Source organism: Pseudomonas sp. K2I15 (assembly GCF_002204795.1).
In the GTDB taxonomy this organism is placed as follows: domain Bacteria; phylum Pseudomonadota; class Gammaproteobacteria; order Pseudomonadales; family Pseudomonadaceae; genus Aquipseudomonas.
Genome location: NZ_NIXO01000020.1, coordinates 26,401 through 42,552, shown reverse-complemented (window position 1 = coordinate 42,552; position 16,152 = coordinate 26,401). Strand labels below are relative to the sequence as shown.

The 16,152-nt window shown below is 57.1% G+C and carries 19 protein-coding genes; 17 read left to right on the top strand and 2 right to left on the bottom strand.

Going from position 1 to position 16,152, the window contains the following annotated elements:
* Nucleotides 1–88 precede the first annotated feature (88 nt).
* Entirely contained in the window at nt 89–1,246 is a 1,158-nt protein-coding gene (locus CEC48_RS14270) for an AAA family ATPase (protein WP_088424352.1), read from the bottom strand.
* A 417-nt stretch (nt 1,247–1,663) separates the two neighbouring features.
* Here CEC48_RS14270 and CEC48_RS14265 point away from each other — a divergent pair, with 417 nt between their 5' ends.
* From CEC48_RS14265 to CEC48_RS14170, 17 genes are all read left to right on the top strand, one after another.
* Nucleotides 1,664–3,091, top strand: a complete 1,428-nt coding sequence (locus CEC48_RS14265; protein ID WP_176438717.1) for a tyrosine-type recombinase/integrase — start codon at nt 1,664–1,666, stop codon at nt 3,089–3,091.
* A 1,302-nt stretch (nt 3,092–4,393) separates the two neighbouring features.
* Nucleotides 4,394–4,561: a hypothetical protein gene (locus tag CEC48_RS31565; RefSeq protein ID WP_176438716.1), complete on the top strand. Its 168-nt coding sequence runs from the start codon at nt 4,394–4,396 to the stop codon at nt 4,559–4,561.
* Nucleotide 4,562: 1 nt separating this feature from the next.
* Complete coding sequence (locus CEC48_RS14255) at nt 4,563–4,862, top strand: helix-turn-helix domain-containing protein (protein WP_088424349.1); 300 nt, start codon at nt 4,563–4,565, stop codon at nt 4,860–4,862.
* Nucleotides 4,859–5,377, top strand: coding sequence for a Rha family transcriptional regulator (locus CEC48_RS14250; RefSeq protein WP_256579716.1), 519 nt, complete (start codon nt 4,859–4,861; stop codon nt 5,375–5,377). The genes CEC48_RS14255 and CEC48_RS14250 overlap by 4 nt, the downstream gene beginning before the upstream one ends.
* Before the next feature lie 472 nt (nt 5,378–5,849).
* Nucleotides 5,850–6,140: a hypothetical protein gene (locus tag CEC48_RS14240; RefSeq protein WP_088424347.1), complete on the top strand. Its 291-nt coding sequence runs from the start codon at nt 5,850–5,852 to the stop codon at nt 6,138–6,140.
* A gap of 360 nt (nt 6,141–6,500) precedes the next feature.
* Entirely contained in the window at nt 6,501–6,785 is a 285-nt protein-coding gene (locus CEC48_RS14230) for a hypothetical protein (protein WP_088424345.1), read from the top strand.
* Nucleotides 6,782–7,243: a hypothetical protein gene (locus CEC48_RS14225; protein ID WP_088424344.1), complete on the top strand. Its 462-nt coding sequence runs from the start codon at nt 6,782–6,784 to the stop codon at nt 7,241–7,243. The genes CEC48_RS14230 and CEC48_RS14225 overlap by 4 nt, the downstream gene beginning before the upstream one ends.
* On the top strand, nt 7,236–7,463 hold the full coding sequence (locus CEC48_RS14220; protein WP_088424343.1) for a hypothetical protein: 228 nt from the start codon (nt 7,236–7,238) through the stop codon (nt 7,461–7,463). Before CEC48_RS14225 ends, CEC48_RS14220 begins: the two co-directional genes overlap by 8 nt.
* Nucleotides 7,460–8,341 (top strand): toprim domain-containing protein, encoded by an 882-nt coding sequence (locus CEC48_RS14215; protein ID WP_088424342.1) that lies wholly within the window; start codon nt 7,460–7,462, stop codon nt 8,339–8,341. Before CEC48_RS14220 ends, CEC48_RS14215 begins: the two co-directional genes overlap by 4 nt.
* Nucleotides 8,328–10,130, top strand: coding sequence for a DUF927 domain-containing protein (locus tag CEC48_RS14210; protein WP_088424341.1), 1,803 nt, complete (start codon nt 8,328–8,330; stop codon nt 10,128–10,130). Before CEC48_RS14215 ends, CEC48_RS14210 begins: the two co-directional genes overlap by 14 nt.
* A gap of 336 nt (nt 10,131–10,466) precedes the next feature.
* Nucleotides 10,467–10,775: a hypothetical protein gene (locus CEC48_RS14205; RefSeq protein ID WP_088424340.1), complete on the top strand. Its 309-nt coding sequence runs from the start codon at nt 10,467–10,469 to the stop codon at nt 10,773–10,775.
* Entirely contained in the window at nt 10,772–11,380 is a 609-nt protein-coding gene (locus CEC48_RS14200; RefSeq protein WP_088424339.1) for a hypothetical protein, read from the top strand. Before CEC48_RS14205 ends, CEC48_RS14200 begins: the two co-directional genes overlap by 4 nt.
* Before the next feature lie 106 nt (nt 11,381–11,486).
* Nucleotides 11,487–11,867, top strand: a complete 381-nt coding sequence (locus tag CEC48_RS14195; RefSeq protein WP_088424338.1) for a hypothetical protein — start codon at nt 11,487–11,489, stop codon at nt 11,865–11,867.
* A gap of 12 nt (nt 11,868–11,879) precedes the next feature.
* The gene (locus CEC48_RS14190; protein WP_088424337.1) at nt 11,880–12,485 is read left to right on the top strand and encodes a tail assembly protein; all 606 of its coding nucleotides are present in this window, start codon (nt 11,880–11,882) and stop codon (nt 12,483–12,485) included.
* 44 nt (nt 12,486–12,529) lie between these two features.
* Nucleotides 12,530–12,991 carry a hypothetical protein gene (locus CEC48_RS14185; RefSeq protein WP_141099676.1) on the top strand — a complete coding sequence of 154 codons (462 nt, stop codon included), beginning with the start codon at nt 12,530–12,532 and terminating at the stop codon, nt 12,989–12,991.
* A gap of 522 nt (nt 12,992–13,513) precedes the next feature.
* The gene (locus tag CEC48_RS14175) at nt 13,514–14,068 is read left to right on the top strand and encodes a hypothetical protein (RefSeq protein WP_088424334.1); all 555 of its coding nucleotides are present in this window, start codon (nt 13,514–13,516) and stop codon (nt 14,066–14,068) included.
* Nucleotides 14,069–14,566: 498 nt separating this feature from the next.
* Nucleotides 14,567–14,767 carry a DNA-binding protein gene (locus tag CEC48_RS14170; RefSeq protein WP_088424333.1) on the top strand — a complete coding sequence of 67 codons (201 nt, stop codon included), beginning with the start codon at nt 14,567–14,569 and terminating at the stop codon, nt 14,765–14,767.
* Between the two features lie 87 nt (nt 14,768–14,854).
* On the opposite strand, the gene CEC48_RS14165 is transcribed toward CEC48_RS14170, so the two are convergent.
* Nucleotides 14,855–15,580, bottom strand: a complete 726-nt coding sequence (locus CEC48_RS14165) for a hypothetical protein (RefSeq protein ID WP_088424332.1) — start codon at nt 15,578–15,580, stop codon at nt 14,855–14,857.
* Nucleotides 15,581–16,152: the final 572 nt, after the last annotated feature.

Genomic DNA, 16,152 nt, shown 5'->3' with positions numbered 1-16,152 from the left:
GCGCTCAATATCAAGACGACAATACAACATGATTGGCAAAAGGCCATCATAAAAATCTTATATGGAGTAACGAGGACGAATTTATTTATCAACTAGCCTCAATCAACGCCCGCTCCTCTAACCAAATCTCCTGAACAAACTGATCCGTAATCGCATAAATCCCATGCCCACGCCGCATGATGATGTTCTCCGCAACCAGCGCAATCACCACCGGTTGAATCTCCTCGACCCGTACCTCTCGCCCCACGGTCTTGGAATACTCAGCCGCCGCGTCGGTGGAGAAAATCCCCCGAGCATCACCTTCCGTAGATGCGATTTTGTTGAAAATCGCCTGAGCCAAGCTACCCAGCCGCTCAACCTTCTCAAGCTCCAGACTCGCCGCCGCTGAGCGTAGCGTGCTTGCAATCACTGGCAGAAAAAGGTCGGGATCACCGTCTTGCTGCATGAGCTGCCGCAGCGCCTTGAGCATTTCCTCAGGTCTATTCCCCAGCGTGTTGAATGCTTCGACGGCGACATCAAGGGACGGTAATTTTTCCTTTTTCACCGACATTGCAAGTCGGTCGAGCAGGTACTCAACATAATCACCTTTCAGCACCGGATAGGCTGCGGACGTCGCACCGGAAAATGCTTGGTTGCGTTTTGCAGTCAGTTCGCTCACCTGCGCCCTGTGAGACCCGGTGCCAATGAACAGAAAGTAGCCTGGAGTATTCGGTCGGGGATTGATCGCGTCACGAGCAGCCTTGAGCGCCAGCAACAGCCGGTTGCCATCGTCGGAGGAAATGGCGTGCTGCACTTCGTCGATGATCAGTACCAGGTCGGTCTTCGCTTGGTCCACTACCTCTGTCAGCGCTTGCGCCAGCGTTGGGCCGCCAGTACTGCCAATGCTGTCGAGTTTGAAGCCGAACTTGAATCCCGCCACGCCGGCATCTGCACTGCTGACTCGCTTGAGCATTTCGAGCAAGGTGGAGCCGGGGGTTTGGAGTTGTTCCAGGGTTTTGCGTATGGCGTCATGCACCAGCGTCGCCGGGTTGGCCAGCGTATCGCTCCAGAGGTCGACGTAAATGACCAGAGCACCAGCTTCTTCCAGGGCCGGGATGAGGTCGTTTCTCAGGAATGTTGTTTTGCCTGTTCTACGCAGACCAGACAGAAATAGACCTGAGCGCAGACCCTCATCAAGGACGCCGGGGTTGAGAAGCTGGTTTGCCATGCTTTCAGCCAGTTCAGGACGCTGAAATATGCTGCTCATGCAATTACCTCTTTTTATGGATACGCCATAATTATTGGCCACCCATAATTTAGCATAAAGGTTGAAAGATGAACCTTTGGAACAAAAATCGGAGGGTTTTGACGATTTAGCAGGGGAGGGGGCGGGTGCACAAAGAATATGAACACCCCAGAAACAACAAAGCCCTCACATTTCTGCGAGGGCTTCGTTTTGTATGGTGCCGGCACCAGGAGTCGAACCCGGGAACTACTGATTACAAGCCGTTTGCTCTGAGGCTTTACCTCGCTTCATCGAGTGTCACCTGTTTTGCTTGGCCCAGGGTTTACTTGGTCTGTAGTCAATTCGATGTCTTTCTATGTTTCACCTGTTAGCGTACCTTTGCATGAGAAACGGGGAACGGATGGGGAAAACGGGGAAAGAATGGCTAAGCGTACGCGTATGACCGAGATGGAAGCCTATGCGGTAAAGACTCGTCAGTCGGAGCCGGTCGGCTCTCGCGGAAAGGGGACTTTGCTGCTCGAGCGTAAAGCTTCCGGAGCTATTCAGGCCTACTATCGGGAACGCACATCTGACAGCGACAAGCGGCTGCCTCTCGGAACGCTTGCGAAGAAGCCGCGTGTGGGTACAGACGAGCAGAGCTTGGATGGTATCCGGGGTGAGGCTTTGCGAATTTCAGTTGAGGCGGCTGCCGCTGGCGGTATTGCCAAGTACTTGGAGCACATCTCGGTGCAACAAGTAGCGGCCGCGGCTAGTCGTGCAGCCACAGCCGCATTGGAGGAAGCGGAACGGCTAGAACGTTTCCGCCTCGCCGAAATTGAAGCGGCCCGCGGAAGCTTTCACGATTTGTTCCTGGATTACATTGAGTCGCGCCGCGTGAAGGCGACACCTGGTGTCGTGAAGGAGTTGGAACGGCTGCTCAAGACGAACATGCAAGAGCCCCACCCTGAGGTAATACGGATGAAGGCCCGAGATATTAGGGCTGACCACATCCTCACCATTCTCAACCCGATCTGGGAGCGCGGCTCCAAAGTGCAGGCGGATCGTATGCGTTCGTTTCTGGTGGCAGCATTCAACCATGGGCTCACGGCTGAGAGTGTGGTTGGTCGCTCCAATGCGAAGACCTATAGCCTTGAGATCAACCCTGCAGCAATGGTGAAGGTCGATAAAGTCTCGGCGCCTGTCGAACGAGCCCTGTCTGATGCTGAGCTTAAGCAATTCTGGGAGACGGTTCAGAGTACAGACGGAATTGGTCCGGTAATGGCGCTGCTATTCAAGTTTGTCATATCAACTGGCGGTCAGCGGATCAAGAACCTGATCGAAACCACTTGGGGGGACTACGATCTAGACGCGGGCACGGTGCTATTAATTCACCGCAAGGGGCGAGGTGGTCAAACCATGAGCCGGCCGCATTTGGTACCGCTCTCCGATCGAGCCATTGCCATAATGCGGCAAGTGCGGGAAATCAATGGTGATCATCCATGGCCCTGGACTACACACGGTAAACAGCCCTTTGTGATCAGTAGTCCGACCCATGCCGTTGCAGACTGGCTGGATTCCAAGCACGCGTTAATCGCTGGTGCGAAGATCCCGACTTTCTCCCCGAGAGACCTGCGCCGGACCTGCACACAGCTGATGCAGAAGCACGGTGTTGATGATCGTTTGTCAGATCTCCTTCAGGCTCACGGCCAGACAGGTGTCGTTTCTCGGCACTACCGAAACAATCCCGAAGCAGCGCTGCCAGAGAAACGTAAAGCTATCGAGCTCTTTGACCGAGCTTTGGCTAAGGCTTTGGGGGAGGTCACTGATACGGGCAACGTGCTTTCCATCTCGCACCGGAAAAAGAAAAAAACCGATGCAATGTCGTGAATTTCGTGCAGCTGACCCGAATCTGAAAAAGAAAATCCCCGCCCCCATGTCCCAATCTTGTCGTACGCAGGGCACCACCAGCAGTCCGCTGCTGAATCCCCGTAGTACGCGGCCTACAGCACTTTTCAGTTCCGCAAACTCTGCTTAAAACACGCTGAAACTGCGAATAGGTGGGAATAAGCGGGAATAAGCGGGAATAAACAACGTTTAGTAATACGGTACGTTGTTAGTTTGGAATTTGGAGCTGGCGAGATATGTCGCGACACGATTTCTTAATTCACGTTTTGTGTCGCGACACTGCGATTAAAAAGCGCGGGTGCGATTTCCGCGCCACGTTTTGCTTAGTTTGTGTTTCGTGGCGCGCACGACAAAACACTGGTGCAATTATCGTCAAAATATCACCGTAAAATCTATGCATGATCATTGCTGGAACCTATTGAGGCCCTCATGCGCCCCCCCTGAGACCCCCATGCTTAGGGCATTTCGAGCGGTCAGACAAGCGGTAGGGGGATATTTTTTGCGCTTTCCCCAATACATAGTCGAACGTAAACGGACGTGTTGGTACGTGTTGGTACATGTTGGGCAGTAGTTGGGAGATTGTTCCATGTGGAACAGTGCAAGTAATCCACACATAGTCGGCAAAAAACTGTTTGGTGTTTTTTTGGTGCCCCGTTACCATGCGACCACGCCTAGAGCTTTCTACCAACAAATGAAACGCCATCGAACATTGTTGGTTAGAGTTTGCTGTTAGAATCGCTGACAGTTGGAATTGCAGACAAAAGAAAGCCCCTGGTCTTCGACCTCCAGGGGCTGCTCGGAAAAGGACGCTCTAACGTCCTCTGCATACCGGCTAGGCCAGCACGCAACGCCGAGGGAGAAGCATTTTGACGGGCTTCGATGAATTTACCGTAAAAGGTAAACTCGGGCGGACTGTAGTACCGGAGGGAATAATGCGCTACTGGTTTTTTATGCAGTGGTGCTCTTTCCGATGACTTGCCACCTTTTGACCTGTTCACAGGTACGGGTGGTCTACAGGACGATCCTCTCGGTTTTTCAATTCGGTTTATTGAGAAATCACCAATGACATCAAATGTCGCCCGCATCACTGATTTACCCAACCTGCCGATCCCTGGCACTCGCGCAACCGCAGCTCAGCTCTGTGCCCGCTATCAGGTCAGCCGTTCCACTTGGTGGCGCTGGTCTAAAACTCCAGGCTTCCCTGAACCGATCCGTTTTGGTCGTTCAGTCCGCTGGGAGCCTGAGTCTGTGGAATCCTTCCTGCTCAGTCAGGAGGCTTAACCCATGATGACCAATCAACTCTGCGCTGACGCGGGGACAGGATCGCTTTGTCTTGAAAAAGCGGCTTTACCCCTTCCTGTACCCTTAAACGCTTTGGTGCTTAATCGTCGTTTAGTTTGCCGCCATCAATTCGTCCATACCGAAGCTGACTCTGATAGTGGGGTGGCCTGACATGGAAAAGATCCTGCATTCCGAGAATAGTTGCTCGGCGCAAAGCGTCAGCGACACCAGTGGTAGCGCCCAGCGCATGCGCCTTTTGGCTTACCTGCATCTGCATGGTTCGATCAACACCTTCCAAGCCATCATGCTTCTTAACATCCTGCGCCCTGGTGCGCGAATATCTGAGCTGCGTGCGCAGGGGCACGGCATCGTTACCCACCTGGGTACGCTGAAGGATGACCAAGGCCGCGAGCACCAGAAGGTTGCGACCTACTACCTGAGTACTGGCCCAGTGCAGAAGGTGGTCTCATGACGACCAAGATCATTGAGCCGATGGGCGAGGGTGATCCGGGAAATCCTCACATTGCCGTGACTGATTACCAGGGCGAACCTCGCGTCGACAGCCGCTTGCTGGCTGAGCAACTGGGTAACAAACACAAAAACTCGATGGTGCTTATCGAGCGCTACCTGGCGAAATTTGAAGAGTTCGGGGTTGTTCCTTTTCAAACGGAGAAACCCTTGGCCGGAACTGCTGGTGGTAGGCCGGAACGCTTCGCCCTGCTGAACGAAGATCAAGCGTTCTTCCTGCTGTCGCTGTCCCGCAATACCGACCGCGTTGTGGAACTGAAAGCGAGCCTAATAATGGCGTTCCGCGAGGCTCGGTATGGGCACGCCTGCCAGACGCTGGAGGCCCGCAAAAAGGAAGCCAGCAACAGCGGTCGCCGGCTGGCGCACTGGCGCTACGAAAAACCAGGCGTGTACGCGCACGTCGCCCATCTGAGGGAGCAACTGAGGCTGCCACTCGATTCGGAGGGCTTCCGCCCATGACAGCAATGCTCATGATCAGCGATGAACGGTCGATAACTTCTGTTGCAAGCAATCACGCCCGCCGGTATGGTTCTCCCCGTCACATTGCTGACAACGACCTTGGCGGGTCGAATGATTTCAGGCGCAACAGCGCCCCCATTACGATTGCAGGCGCTTTTTTTGTGCCCGCATTCTCGTTTTATGGCGGGTTGCGCAGGAGCACCCTCGGGTGCGCCGGGTTCCTGAATCACCGGTCCGCCAATCCTGTGCAACTCGCCACCCTTCTCTGCTTGGCGGCAGGCCGTGGTGGTTCCCCTGATTCGGGAGCTACATCTATGAAACACGCCCTCACTCTGCCCGCAATTCGCGCATTTGCTCACCGCCGCATGGCACTGAGCGCCCTCCGCGCAAACTCCAGCCTCGCAACCCGACTCAAGCGTTATTCGCACCACATGAGCATCGCCCGCTCCCTAGAGTCTGCAGAGGGTGTGCAATGAATACCCCCGCCCGCACCATCCAAGAGATCGCCCACGACGCGCTTGAGGATCTAGGCAGCGCACAGGTCGTCCTGGGCAAGCTTGAATCCCTGCTGTATGCCGCACTGGCAGACAATGGCACGAGCCAGCACGTCCGCAACCTGGTGGACATTGCGTGGAACCTGGCCGCTGATGGCGCCAACACCGCCAGCGGAGATTTTGAGGCGATCGGCAAGGCTCTCAGTGGGTGCGCGCCACAGAACGCACAATCCGAAATTGCGTCGCAGGATTTGGGGGTATCGCGATGAATAGGCTCCCCGCTGTATTGGTCATCGAGGGAGAGTTGCTGGATGACGTTGTTGTCACAGCCGAGCAAATGGCGCGCCTGAATGAGGCCCGTGCGACCTTCAACGAATTGCGCTCAATCCTTTTGGCGCACGTTGTCCCGCAGCTCGACGGTGGATGGAATAACCCCCTTGCCACTGAGATCGAAAGCCGCCTGGAGTCGATCACCCTCGCAACCCGCAACTTTTTCTGGAAGGGACGACACGCTGGCGCTGCTCACGACGCGGTTCACGTCAGGAGCTGTCCATGACCATCACCCCATTCAAGGCGGCGATGCCGTCATGTTCAGATTCGATCTAGCGACCTGACCTAAGAGGTTAACTATGAAAATTCAAAACGGCGCATCTGCGTCGACGGGATCGGCTTGCCTGAAAAAAGCCACCGAACTGTTTTACGTGACACACCCGAAGGTGCCCAAGGCATTGCTGGGGCCGTTCTTGACCGAGGCCGACGCCGAGTGCGGGCGCGTTGTAATGCGTTGCGCTGACGCCCAGGTGACGGCCTGCCTGGTTGACGGGATCGACGACATCACCCACTGGCACGGCGTGAACAACGGCAACGTCTGCCGGGCCTTTGCTGGCGCTGATCGTCAAGGAGGTCGCCAGTGATCATGGTTCACCACTACACGACAGAACATCATCATCTGCCGCTGATCCTCACGTCTGGATCACTTCACCCAAACAACGCCGGTGCCGAGCATGAGCCGCCGCTAGTGTGGTTTTCCAAGGCGCAACGCTGGGAGGGCACCGCGACCAAGATGGTCATGGGCGCGGATGGTCCGCGCTTGCTGACCTTTGCAGAGCAACTGGCCGAGTTTGGCTGTGCCCGGTTTTCCCTTCCTGCCGACGACGCGCGCCTGATGAGTTGGGTGGATGCCTGCAAGTACGCAGGTATCACCAGCACCACCCGCCGCAAGCTGGAATCTGTGGGACGCAAGCGTGGTGCCTCGCCCATCAACTGGTTTGCCATTGCTGGCGACGTGCCGCTGGCCGACGTGCGCCTGCAACGCTTCGACGGCGCCGCCTGGGTCGGTCATTCGGGCGCCGAGGGGGTGACTCATGGGTAACGTCACTCCCATCAAGCCCAAGGGCGGTGGTGGCCCACCGGCTGCTGGCGCTCATATCGACAGCGCCAGCTATGCCGTGCTGGTGGAAACTCTGATCGGCTTCCTGGAGCTGCGCATCTCGGAAGGCGATCAAGGCCGCCACTGCGATGAGCTGGAGCGCCTGACTCAGAAGCTGGAGAACTTGGCCAAGCGGTTTACCCCGCCGAAGGGGGCCGCATGACAGACGCAACGATCCAATTCCGTGATGCCCTCCAGGCCATCTATGGTCCTCTCGACTGGCTGCCAGAGCCCGACGGTGCAATCCACCGGTTCCGCGTACCGGAGGATAAGCCCGGCTCGCTCAACGGCTGGTATGTGCTGTACCTGGACGGCATTGCATCCGGCGCGTTCGGCAGTTGGAAAGCCGGCGGCGCCAGCACCTGGTGTAGTCGCGAACCGGTGGACGCCCGCGAAGCGGCCCAGATCCGCGAGCGAGTTGACCAGGCCCGGCGCCAGCGCGAAGCCGAGCAACACCGGCGCCAGCAGCAGGCCGCCGAGAAGGCTAACCACTGGTGGCGCAATGCGCGCCGCGCCTCACCCGACCACCCGTATCTGGTAGCCAAGGCAGTTCGCTCCTACGGTCTGCGCCAGCGCGGCACTGACCTGCTGATCCCACTGTACCTGGATGGGTGCTTGGTCAACCTGCAACGAATTGCTCCGGACGGCGACAAGCGCTTCCTGTTCGGCGGGCGGATCAAGGGCACCTATTCGCCGCTGGGCATCATCGAGCCAGGTTCTGTGCTTTGCATCTGCGAAGGGTGGGCGACGGCCGCCAGCCTCCACCAGCACGGCGGCTATGTCGTTGCCGCTGCAATGAACGCGGGCAACTTGCTCCCGGCGGCAATGGCACTTCGCGCTCGCTACCCGGGCCAACCAATCGTCATCGCCGGCGACGACGACCGACTCACCGATGGCAACCCGGGGCGCGCAGCAGCAAACGCAGCGGCGGCGGCCGTGGGTGGCCAAGTGGCTTTCCCTGAGTGGCCGGAAGGCGCACCCGACGATCTCACCGACTTCAACGACCTCGCCAACTGGAAACTCGCCCATGTCCAAGCCTGACACCAACGTGATCAACCTCCGGCCGGACGCCGCGACCATTGCGCCAGATCGCCCCTGCTGGGCGGTGTATGAGCACTGGGTGATCAATGAGAAGGGCCGAAAGCTACGCCCGGGCGTTTACTGGCATAGCTTCAAGCGCGCAGCCGCTGACCAGGACGACGCCGAGGGCGATACCGGCGACCGGCCTATCACCGATGAGTGGATCTCTAGCCCTGTCACAGTCGTGGCCCGAACCACCAACAGCGACGATGGCAGCGAGGGGCGGTTGCTGCGCCTGATAACTGAGGGCGGCATCAAGGAGTGGATCATCGCCATGGAGGTGTTCGGCGGCAGCGGCGAGGACGCCCGGCGAGCCTTGTTCGGGATGGGCGTCATCATTGCCCTCAAGAAACGCGGCACGTTCATGGAGTACCTGCTCGACCAACATCCTGAAGAAGTGTTTGCCACCACCAGCCGGCCTGGCTGGCATGAGTCGGGCGCGTTCGTGCTGCCTGGGCGAACCATCGGCAGCGCCAATGTGCGGTACCAGGCCAGCAACAAGGCTCAGGTACTTTTCAGCCGGCGCGGCGAGCTGACCCTGTGGCAATCGGAGGTGGCCGCCAAGTGCGCAGGCAACCCGGTGCTGACACTGGCGATCGGCTGCTCACTGGCCGGCCCATTGCTGAGTTTGGTGGGAGTGCTGGGCGGTGGTGTTCACCTGGTGGGCGATAGCTCAAGCGGTAAGTCGCTGGCGCAACTGATCGGATCGTCGGTATGGGGCGACCCGGGCGTGTTCGCCGCCAGTTGGGACATGACCAAAGGCGGCCTGGAGATCGAAGCGTCGAGCCGCAATGACACCATCCTCCCGCTGGATGAGATCAAGCGTGCTGATCCCAAGCGCGTACAGGAAATGGCCTACTCACTCGCCAACGGCCAGGGCAAAGGCACCATGACCCGTGAGCGCGAAGGCCGCGCCAAATTGAGCTGGCGCCTGCTGACACTCTCCAGCGGCGAGCGCTCACTCTCTGAACACGCGGCCATATCCGGCAATGCCGCCCACGCTGGCGCCGAGTTGCGCATGGTCGACGTGAACGCCGGTACCCGCACACACCGGGCCTTCGACGAATTGCACGGGCTTGAGGGCGCGGACTTTCACCGACAGCTCACCGTGGCGGTCGGCGCCCACCACGGCCACCTTGGGCCAGCGTTTGTGGAGCGCCTAGTCGCCGCCGACGATAAGCCCGGGCTGCTCAGTGACTTTGACGGCATCCGCGCCCAGTTCGTCGAGGACAACGCCCAGGCCGGCCGCGTGGCTGACCGGTTCGCCGTGATTGCGCTGGCGGGCGAGATGGCCATCGCCTACGGCCTGTTGCCATGGCAGCCGGGCACCGCCCTCTCCGACTGCCGCTTGCTCTACGGGGAATGGCTCTCCCGTGTCGGCGGGGGCAACGCAGAAGACCGCCAGATCCTAGCCGGCATCATCGATTTTATCGACAAGCACGGCAGCAGCCGATTCTCCGATGTCGACGCAGCGGAGGTGGACGCCAAGGTATTCAACCGCGCCGGGTATTGGGAGCTGGTGGCCGGCAAGCGGCTCTATCTGTTCAACAAGTCCGCACTGATCGAGGCCGCCCATGGGTTCGGCCTCACCCGCGTGGTCAAGGCACTGGAGGTTGGCGGGGCCCTGGCCAAGCGCGACACCGACCGCGATAGCCGCAAAACCAAAAAGTACCGCATCCCCGCCGGCGGATCGGCGCGCCTGTACGTGATCGACCCAGAAGCCATGGACAGCGAAGGGGGCGGCGCATGACCACCAAATCCACCAAATATGAATGCCCGAGTTCACAGGAACCTATAAACGTGGGGAACAGGGGGAACGGGGGAACAGCCAGTAAAACCGTGGGCTGCGGCCGTTCCCCCTTATTGAATGTATGGGGAACAGGGGGAACACAAACATGTTTTTGAATATAAGCGTGTCTGCGTTTTCCAGAATTTGGTTATCACCGTTCCCCACAAAAAAACGTGGGGAACAGAAACCCCCTCTGAAAGCCCCGGAAACATTGGCTGTTCCCACTGTTCCCCCGTTCCCCCGATTTTTTTCTAGAGACACATATGGGCAGTGGCGCAATCAGGCCGAGGTGACGCCATGAGTCTCCTTTCCGGCCTGCTCGATCACATGCCGCCAGCTATCGCCGGGGTCGACTCGCCAAAAGTGGATAGCCGGCCTCGTCCGCGCCTGGTGCTGGCCAACCCTGTCGAGCGCACTCCCCGGTTCATCACAAGCCCACACGCAAATGCCGCCACCGCCACGCCCGAATGGCGACACGCCCGTGACCGCTACCTCGACCACATCATGGTTTGTCGGAGCTGCTACGCGCCCACGGGCCGCTATTGCACGGCTGGCGCCCACCTGCGCGCCAGCTACGACGCCACACCAATGGAGGCGCACCAATGACGCCCAGCCTTATCACCCGCTTGTGCAACATCGGTATGAAACCCGGCATCAGCGCCGCCACGCAGCTCATCACCACCCGGCGAATATGTCGCGCCATTGCTGACCAGCTCGACGTTATCCGCGGTGAACGGCGAGCCCTACGCCGGCAAGCGGGAAAGCTGAAAGCATTCCTCCCCTTCACCCGGCAGGCCATCGCGGAACTGGAGGAGCAGGCCAGCGAACACCAGGAGGCTACCCGCAGCGGAGCGTGGAGCGCACTCGCAGGGTTTGGCCAATCACTGATGTTCGACCGCGAGGGGCTGGCGCAGTCGTTGGGCTTCGACCAGATGTGCGACCTGCTGGGCGTCAACCCAGTACATCGCCAGCAGGCCAGCGCAGACGGCGACACCAGCCTCCGAGGAGTGGCCTACCTCTTCCAACTGGAGGACAGCGCCGACCGCAAGAGCGACGAATGGGGCGCCGGTGGTCCGCTGTATCGCGCCTGCCACGCCGCCATGATCCGGTTCATTAGGGAATGCCCAGAAGACCAACTACCCGACCCATTCGCCCCCGGTGCGCCGTTCGGCCCAAAGCTGCCGCCAGCCCTGAGCATCGTCGGCAACTGACCAATTTCCGCGCCACGTTTTGCGAATCACGAAAACGTGGCGCGACACCGAGCAACACCACAGGGCACCAGCCCATGACCTGCGCCAGCGGCGCATAGAGGAAAACATGACGAATCAAGGCAGCAATACAACGGGCCAGGCGCCCACGCACCGGGAGCGTTTCGCCGAGGCGTGCAAGGTGACTGACTTTTTGATCAACCCGAAAGCGGTGGCGGGGTATTACGTCTGGGGCGTTGACCACATCGTCAAGGGTGGCCGTAAGGAGATCGATGGCCCGTATTACACCGAAGACGAGGCTTGTATAGCCGCCGATCTGATGAAACCAATAGAGCCGTTCGCTCGAGCGTTTGTGTCAACCCATTGCTGGGCGTGGAATCCAGATCCAGAACGTGAAAAGGCTATCCGTGACGACGCCATGGCATCCCGAATGATGCTCGCCATGCAGATCGGCGCCGAAGTACCTACCCACGCCAACAACGATAAGTAGGAGAAATAAACCATGGCGGCATTAGTTATCGAGTACACCCCGCGAACAACAGTTCTATTGGGCGGTTCGCTCGCGAAGAAATACGGCAGGGAACACACTTTCCTGCTTTCCAGCCACGGGGACACCCGCGAGGCAATGAAGGCGATAGATGTAAATCACCCGGGGTTCGCACAGGATATAGCTAGCGCCAAGGCGCGAGGGTTGGAGTTTGCGGTTTTCCGCAACCGGAAGAATGTTGGCGAGGACGAGTTTGGACTTGGTGGTTGTCGAGAAATAAGGATTGTGCCGATTATATCGGGGAGCAAACGGGCAGGCGTCTTGCAAACAGTGATCGGAATAGTCCTCATTGTTGTCGCGTCATTCATGACGGCAGGTGCCGCCGCAACGGCTGTAATGGGTGCCGGGATTGGCACCGCCGCCGGCGGCGTGATCCAGATGCTGAGCCCTCAAGCCACGGGCCTCAAGACCAGCGCCGCGCCAGAGAATACCCCCGGCTACGCCTTCGGTAGCGCCAAGAACACCACCGCATCCGGTAACCCGGTACCGCTCTGCTACGGCAAGCGGCGGGTAGGAGGCGCGATCATCAGTGCCGCGATCTATGCTGAGGATCAAGTGTGAAATCGCATGGGCTAACCGGGAAGCTGAAAATCAAAGGTGAATTGATGGATATTGCAGAACGAGTGAAATTGAGCATTCGAGCAGTCGGCTCTAGAAATACTGATGAGCTAAAGCGGCTGATGAATAGCTGCCCCACCGAAACAGTCGAAGTGACCAATCTTGAATACCTAAACACTTTCCGAATGCTTTGCCGCGTCGCACACATTTTTGAAAGTGAGATGCGCGGTATAGCACTCACGATGGCGGCCAATATGTCCAATGCCGGAGCAGTGATTTTAGGTCAGTGTCTCGATCAGGTCGCCTCAGCTAAGGCAGCGTGGGAAGAGTTCTGCTCAATCTATGGGCTCACCACAGACGAGCTGATTAACGCCGCTGGAGGGCATCACCCCACAGTCAGCAACATGATGAAGACCACACTCAATCCTGACCCGGAACTCGTAGAGCAATGGCGTCGCATTTTCGCGATGGCTGCGAGCGGAGAGGTTATCGGAGAAAAGCGTCACTAATTGGGGCTTACACCAGGCGCATGGTAGTTTCCACATCTCATCAGTAATGGACGACGACCCATGCGCTTTGTCGGAGTAGCAATTTTCGCAGCCTCTACCCTCCTCCTGGCAGGCTGTTACTCACCTAACAGCCTGATTCAAAAGGGCCCGACTTTTTCGGCTACCACCGCAAAATCCCCGAAGAAGTACGCGCTCTGTGTTTTCCCTCAGTGGCAAGAGTCGCGCCCTGACGCAACCATGTCAGAAACCGAAACCGGCTATCGACTGATCAGTGGCAATGACATGAATACAAATGAAATCCTACAGATCGCAAAAAACACGTCAGGTAGCTCTGTGAAGTTTTACCAGCGCGCTTATCTCGACTTCGGCTCAGGAAAAGAGATCGCCCTAAGATCCTCAAAGGCGTGTCTCTAACAAGCCTCCAGAAGCCGAGACAGACGATATGGTCTCACTCAGACCAAATCGTCTGTTTCGACAAGCACGTCGCAAGAAGTCTCTGCAATCACCAAAAGGCTTACGCACATGGACTTACGCTATCGCCCTGACGTTAAAGGTCTACCTAAAGTAGATTTCAGGCCCTATATGATTCAAACGGCCTACGATTACTATTCTGTTGCGGCTACAGCGACTCAGGGGCGAATGGGCTTGGCCTGCGTTCTTTCCGCTCTTTCGCTTGAAATCTGCCTCAAAAGCTTTTTCGCGGTCGTCGCTGGAAATCCGGGGAAGTTGAACGAGAGCTATCAGTACGACAGGGCGCTTCTGCCGAAAGGCTCTAACGGCCACGGCTTATTTCAATTTGCTGAAGCGCTAGCTCCCGAGATCCGAGCCTACCTGTTTGATCGGCATGACTTGGAGACGTTAGAGGTCAACAGCAACCTATTTACAAGCAGCAGATACACATATGAACCTCAGGCTAACCAAGCTCACGATGACGACATCATCAAGCTCGCAGCGAAGACTGTATGCAACCTGACATACCTATATCGTTCCCAAGGCTGCCAAGACCCTTTCATTAGTGGTTTCGACATCGACAAGCTGTATTTCTCAGCAGTTCAACGGTTTACATATGCTCGATGAAGCCGACGTTGGCGTCGCCCGGTACCCACTCAGGTAATCACCAAAAGTAACCACATAGCCTGGTTACCATCCGTCATAGGGATCTCCGTCACGGAGTCGCCCGTCGATCACTAACCCTGACAATTGTTAACAGGGTGACGGGTTGACCAACCTCCCACGGGACTAACTTTTGCTAACAGGCGGCGAACGTGGCCACCCTCTACAGGCCGATCCGATCTCAACATTTCTCAACATGGCGACATGCTCCGCACATCGAACCGATGTTAGGTTTTGTAAGGTTCTGGTGCGAGCTCGATGACAGGTTTGATAGGTTCCTGCGCCGCTCCGGTGTCAAGTTTTGACAAGTAGCTTCGGCAGGCCAGCGGCAGGTTCTGGCCGCGAAAAAAGGTTAAGTTTTGTTAAGTCGCTGGTGCTGACCAGATCAGGCTATTTCACCCGACTACAAAGGCCCAACGAAGAGCTAGAATTGAGCAAACTCATACCAATTTGGACTACTAGATGAAAACACTCAGATCGCCAAGTGAGGCTAAAACCTGGCTGCGCGCCCATGGCATCAGTGTCCAGGAGTTCGCCCGCCAACATGACCTCGACCCCGCCACCACGTATCAGGTTTTGTCGGGAGCGAAAAAGGGGTATCGCGGAAAGGCCCACCGTGCGGCAATAGCGTTGGGCATAAAAGCCGAGCCAGACCTCCAGTAGGCAGCGGCATCACACTCACGGTATCCACTCTGGTATCCACGGTTTGGGGTGCAATACAGATGCTACAAGTAAGCATCACCAATACCGCTATAGCTTGCTCCGGTAAAACGCCCACCATGCTTCTGACTCGCTGAGCAGGCCCTGCAAATCAGCCTCTGATGACATCCCAGATTTCAAAGAGATTCGAAGCTCTTGAAATGTGCTGAACGGCAAGGCACCTAGTTTTGCCTGGTCATTCATCATCTGTTCCAACTGGTGTTTTGTCGCTGCTGAGGCGTGCTCCATATTTCTCAACATATCCAATGCCACTGCAAGTGATACAGCAGGATCTCGATTCCACAAGCTCTTGCGTTCCATAAAATCGTCAATAGCAGGCCCGATCTTGGCCTCACAGAAAAAAATCACCACGGTCAAAAAAGGCGAGAACCGCATAAAGCTCTTTCCTCCCATCGCTGTAAGCGTTGGGGGAGCCAGCGGGCAAATTGTGCCATTTACTTTGACGCCAGCACTCGTAATATCTGCGCCTCTATGAATCATCGCGTGGCGTAGGAGCCGAAGGTACTGAAAGTTATTCTTCCCTGATTGCCCACCGTATCCATCAAGTGCGGTTTCGATACAGTCATTGAATGACTTGTCAAAATCGCTCAGAAGCTCAATTGCGCTGACAAGATATAAAAAATACTCACCATAATATCGGCGAGCGTTACCGTTGAAACTCGCGGCGTCCAACGATTCATAACCTCGATGAGCTTCTACTTTTCGAGCCCAATACCAATCGAGACCATCCAGCAATTCGCCTTGCTTGTCGTTCATCCAGAGAACCTCTTTAGGCGCTATTCCGTCACGACCATTGTAGATGGAAGGAGAACCAAGCAGTCGATGGCGCCCACCGATTTGCTAAACAGCCCCATGGCAGGCTGGCGCCCAGTTCCGGCCGCATCGTGTTGCGCAGTGTTTCGCGCACTGCCCATCGCGCACCGGGCCTGCGCGAAGCTATACCCCCGGCAACGTTTCACGCCCCCTTCACGCAGCATATTCACGCACTGAGGCCATGTAACAGCCGGTGTAACAGCAGATCGAGTTATGTCAGCGCGATGATGTATAGGCCCCAGCGCCAGCAATGGAGCACCGGTTTACTGCGCAGCAATTGCGCAAATTGCGCGCCGCTATCACGTATTCTGAGTGCGCACCGGAGGTAGGTTCGCACTGAGGTTCGCACCCTCTAACGCGAACCTGGTGCGAACCAGGCCGCCAGCCTGTTATCAAAAGTTATAGTTGCCAGGCGCTGGTTTCCACTGTGGTTTCCAGCGTTTTGTAGTGGTTTCCACTGGCAACCTACCCGCCGTCGAGAAACACCCCATGAATGACCACATCAAAACCACCAT

Excerpts from the sequence above, each read along its gene's own strand:
- CEC48_RS14270 (WP_088424352.1), bottom strand. The coding sequence starts at position 1,246 with ATGAGCAGCATATTTCAGCGTCCTGAACTGGCTGAAAGCATGGCAAAC.
- CEC48_RS14265 (WP_176438717.1), top strand. The coding sequence starts at position 1,664 with ATGACCGAGATGGAAGCCTATGCGGTAAAGACTCGTCAGTCGGAGCCG.
- CEC48_RS31565 (WP_176438716.1), top strand. The coding sequence starts at position 4,394 with ATGATGACCAATCAACTCTGCGCTGACGCGGGGACAGGATCGCTTTGT.
- CEC48_RS14255 (WP_088424349.1), top strand. The coding sequence starts at position 4,563 with ATGGAAAAGATCCTGCATTCCGAGAATAGTTGCTCGGCGCAAAGCGTC.
- CEC48_RS14250 (WP_256579716.1), top strand. The coding sequence starts at position 4,859 with ATGACGACCAAGATCATTGAGCCGATGGGCGAGGGTGATCCGGGAAAT.
- CEC48_RS14240 (WP_088424347.1), top strand. The coding sequence starts at position 5,850 with ATGAATACCCCCGCCCGCACCATCCAAGAGATCGCCCACGACGCGCTT.
- CEC48_RS14230 (WP_088424345.1), top strand. The coding sequence starts at position 6,501 with ATGAAAATTCAAAACGGCGCATCTGCGTCGACGGGATCGGCTTGCCTG.
- CEC48_RS14220 (WP_088424343.1), top strand. The coding sequence starts at position 7,236 with ATGGGTAACGTCACTCCCATCAAGCCCAAGGGCGGTGGTGGCCCACCG.
- CEC48_RS14215 (WP_088424342.1), top strand. The coding sequence starts at position 7,460 with ATGACAGACGCAACGATCCAATTCCGTGATGCCCTCCAGGCCATCTAT.
- CEC48_RS14210 (WP_088424341.1), top strand. The coding sequence starts at position 8,328 with ATGTCCAAGCCTGACACCAACGTGATCAACCTCCGGCCGGACGCCGCG.
- CEC48_RS14205 (WP_088424340.1), top strand. The coding sequence starts at position 10,467 with ATGAGTCTCCTTTCCGGCCTGCTCGATCACATGCCGCCAGCTATCGCC.
- CEC48_RS14200 (WP_088424339.1), top strand. The coding sequence starts at position 10,772 with ATGACGCCCAGCCTTATCACCCGCTTGTGCAACATCGGTATGAAACCC.
- CEC48_RS14195 (WP_088424338.1), top strand. The coding sequence starts at position 11,487 with ATGACGAATCAAGGCAGCAATACAACGGGCCAGGCGCCCACGCACCGG.
- CEC48_RS14190 (WP_088424337.1), top strand. The coding sequence starts at position 11,880 with ATGGCGGCATTAGTTATCGAGTACACCCCGCGAACAACAGTTCTATTG.
- CEC48_RS14185 (WP_141099676.1), top strand. The coding sequence starts at position 12,530 with ATGGATATTGCAGAACGAGTGAAATTGAGCATTCGAGCAGTCGGCTCT.
- CEC48_RS14175 (WP_088424334.1), top strand. The coding sequence starts at position 13,514 with ATGGACTTACGCTATCGCCCTGACGTTAAAGGTCTACCTAAAGTAGAT.
- CEC48_RS14170 (WP_088424333.1), top strand. The coding sequence starts at position 14,567 with ATGAAAACACTCAGATCGCCAAGTGAGGCTAAAACCTGGCTGCGCGCC.
- CEC48_RS14165 (WP_088424332.1), bottom strand. The coding sequence starts at position 15,580 with ATGAACGACAAGCAAGGCGAATTGCTGGATGGTCTCGATTGGTATTGG.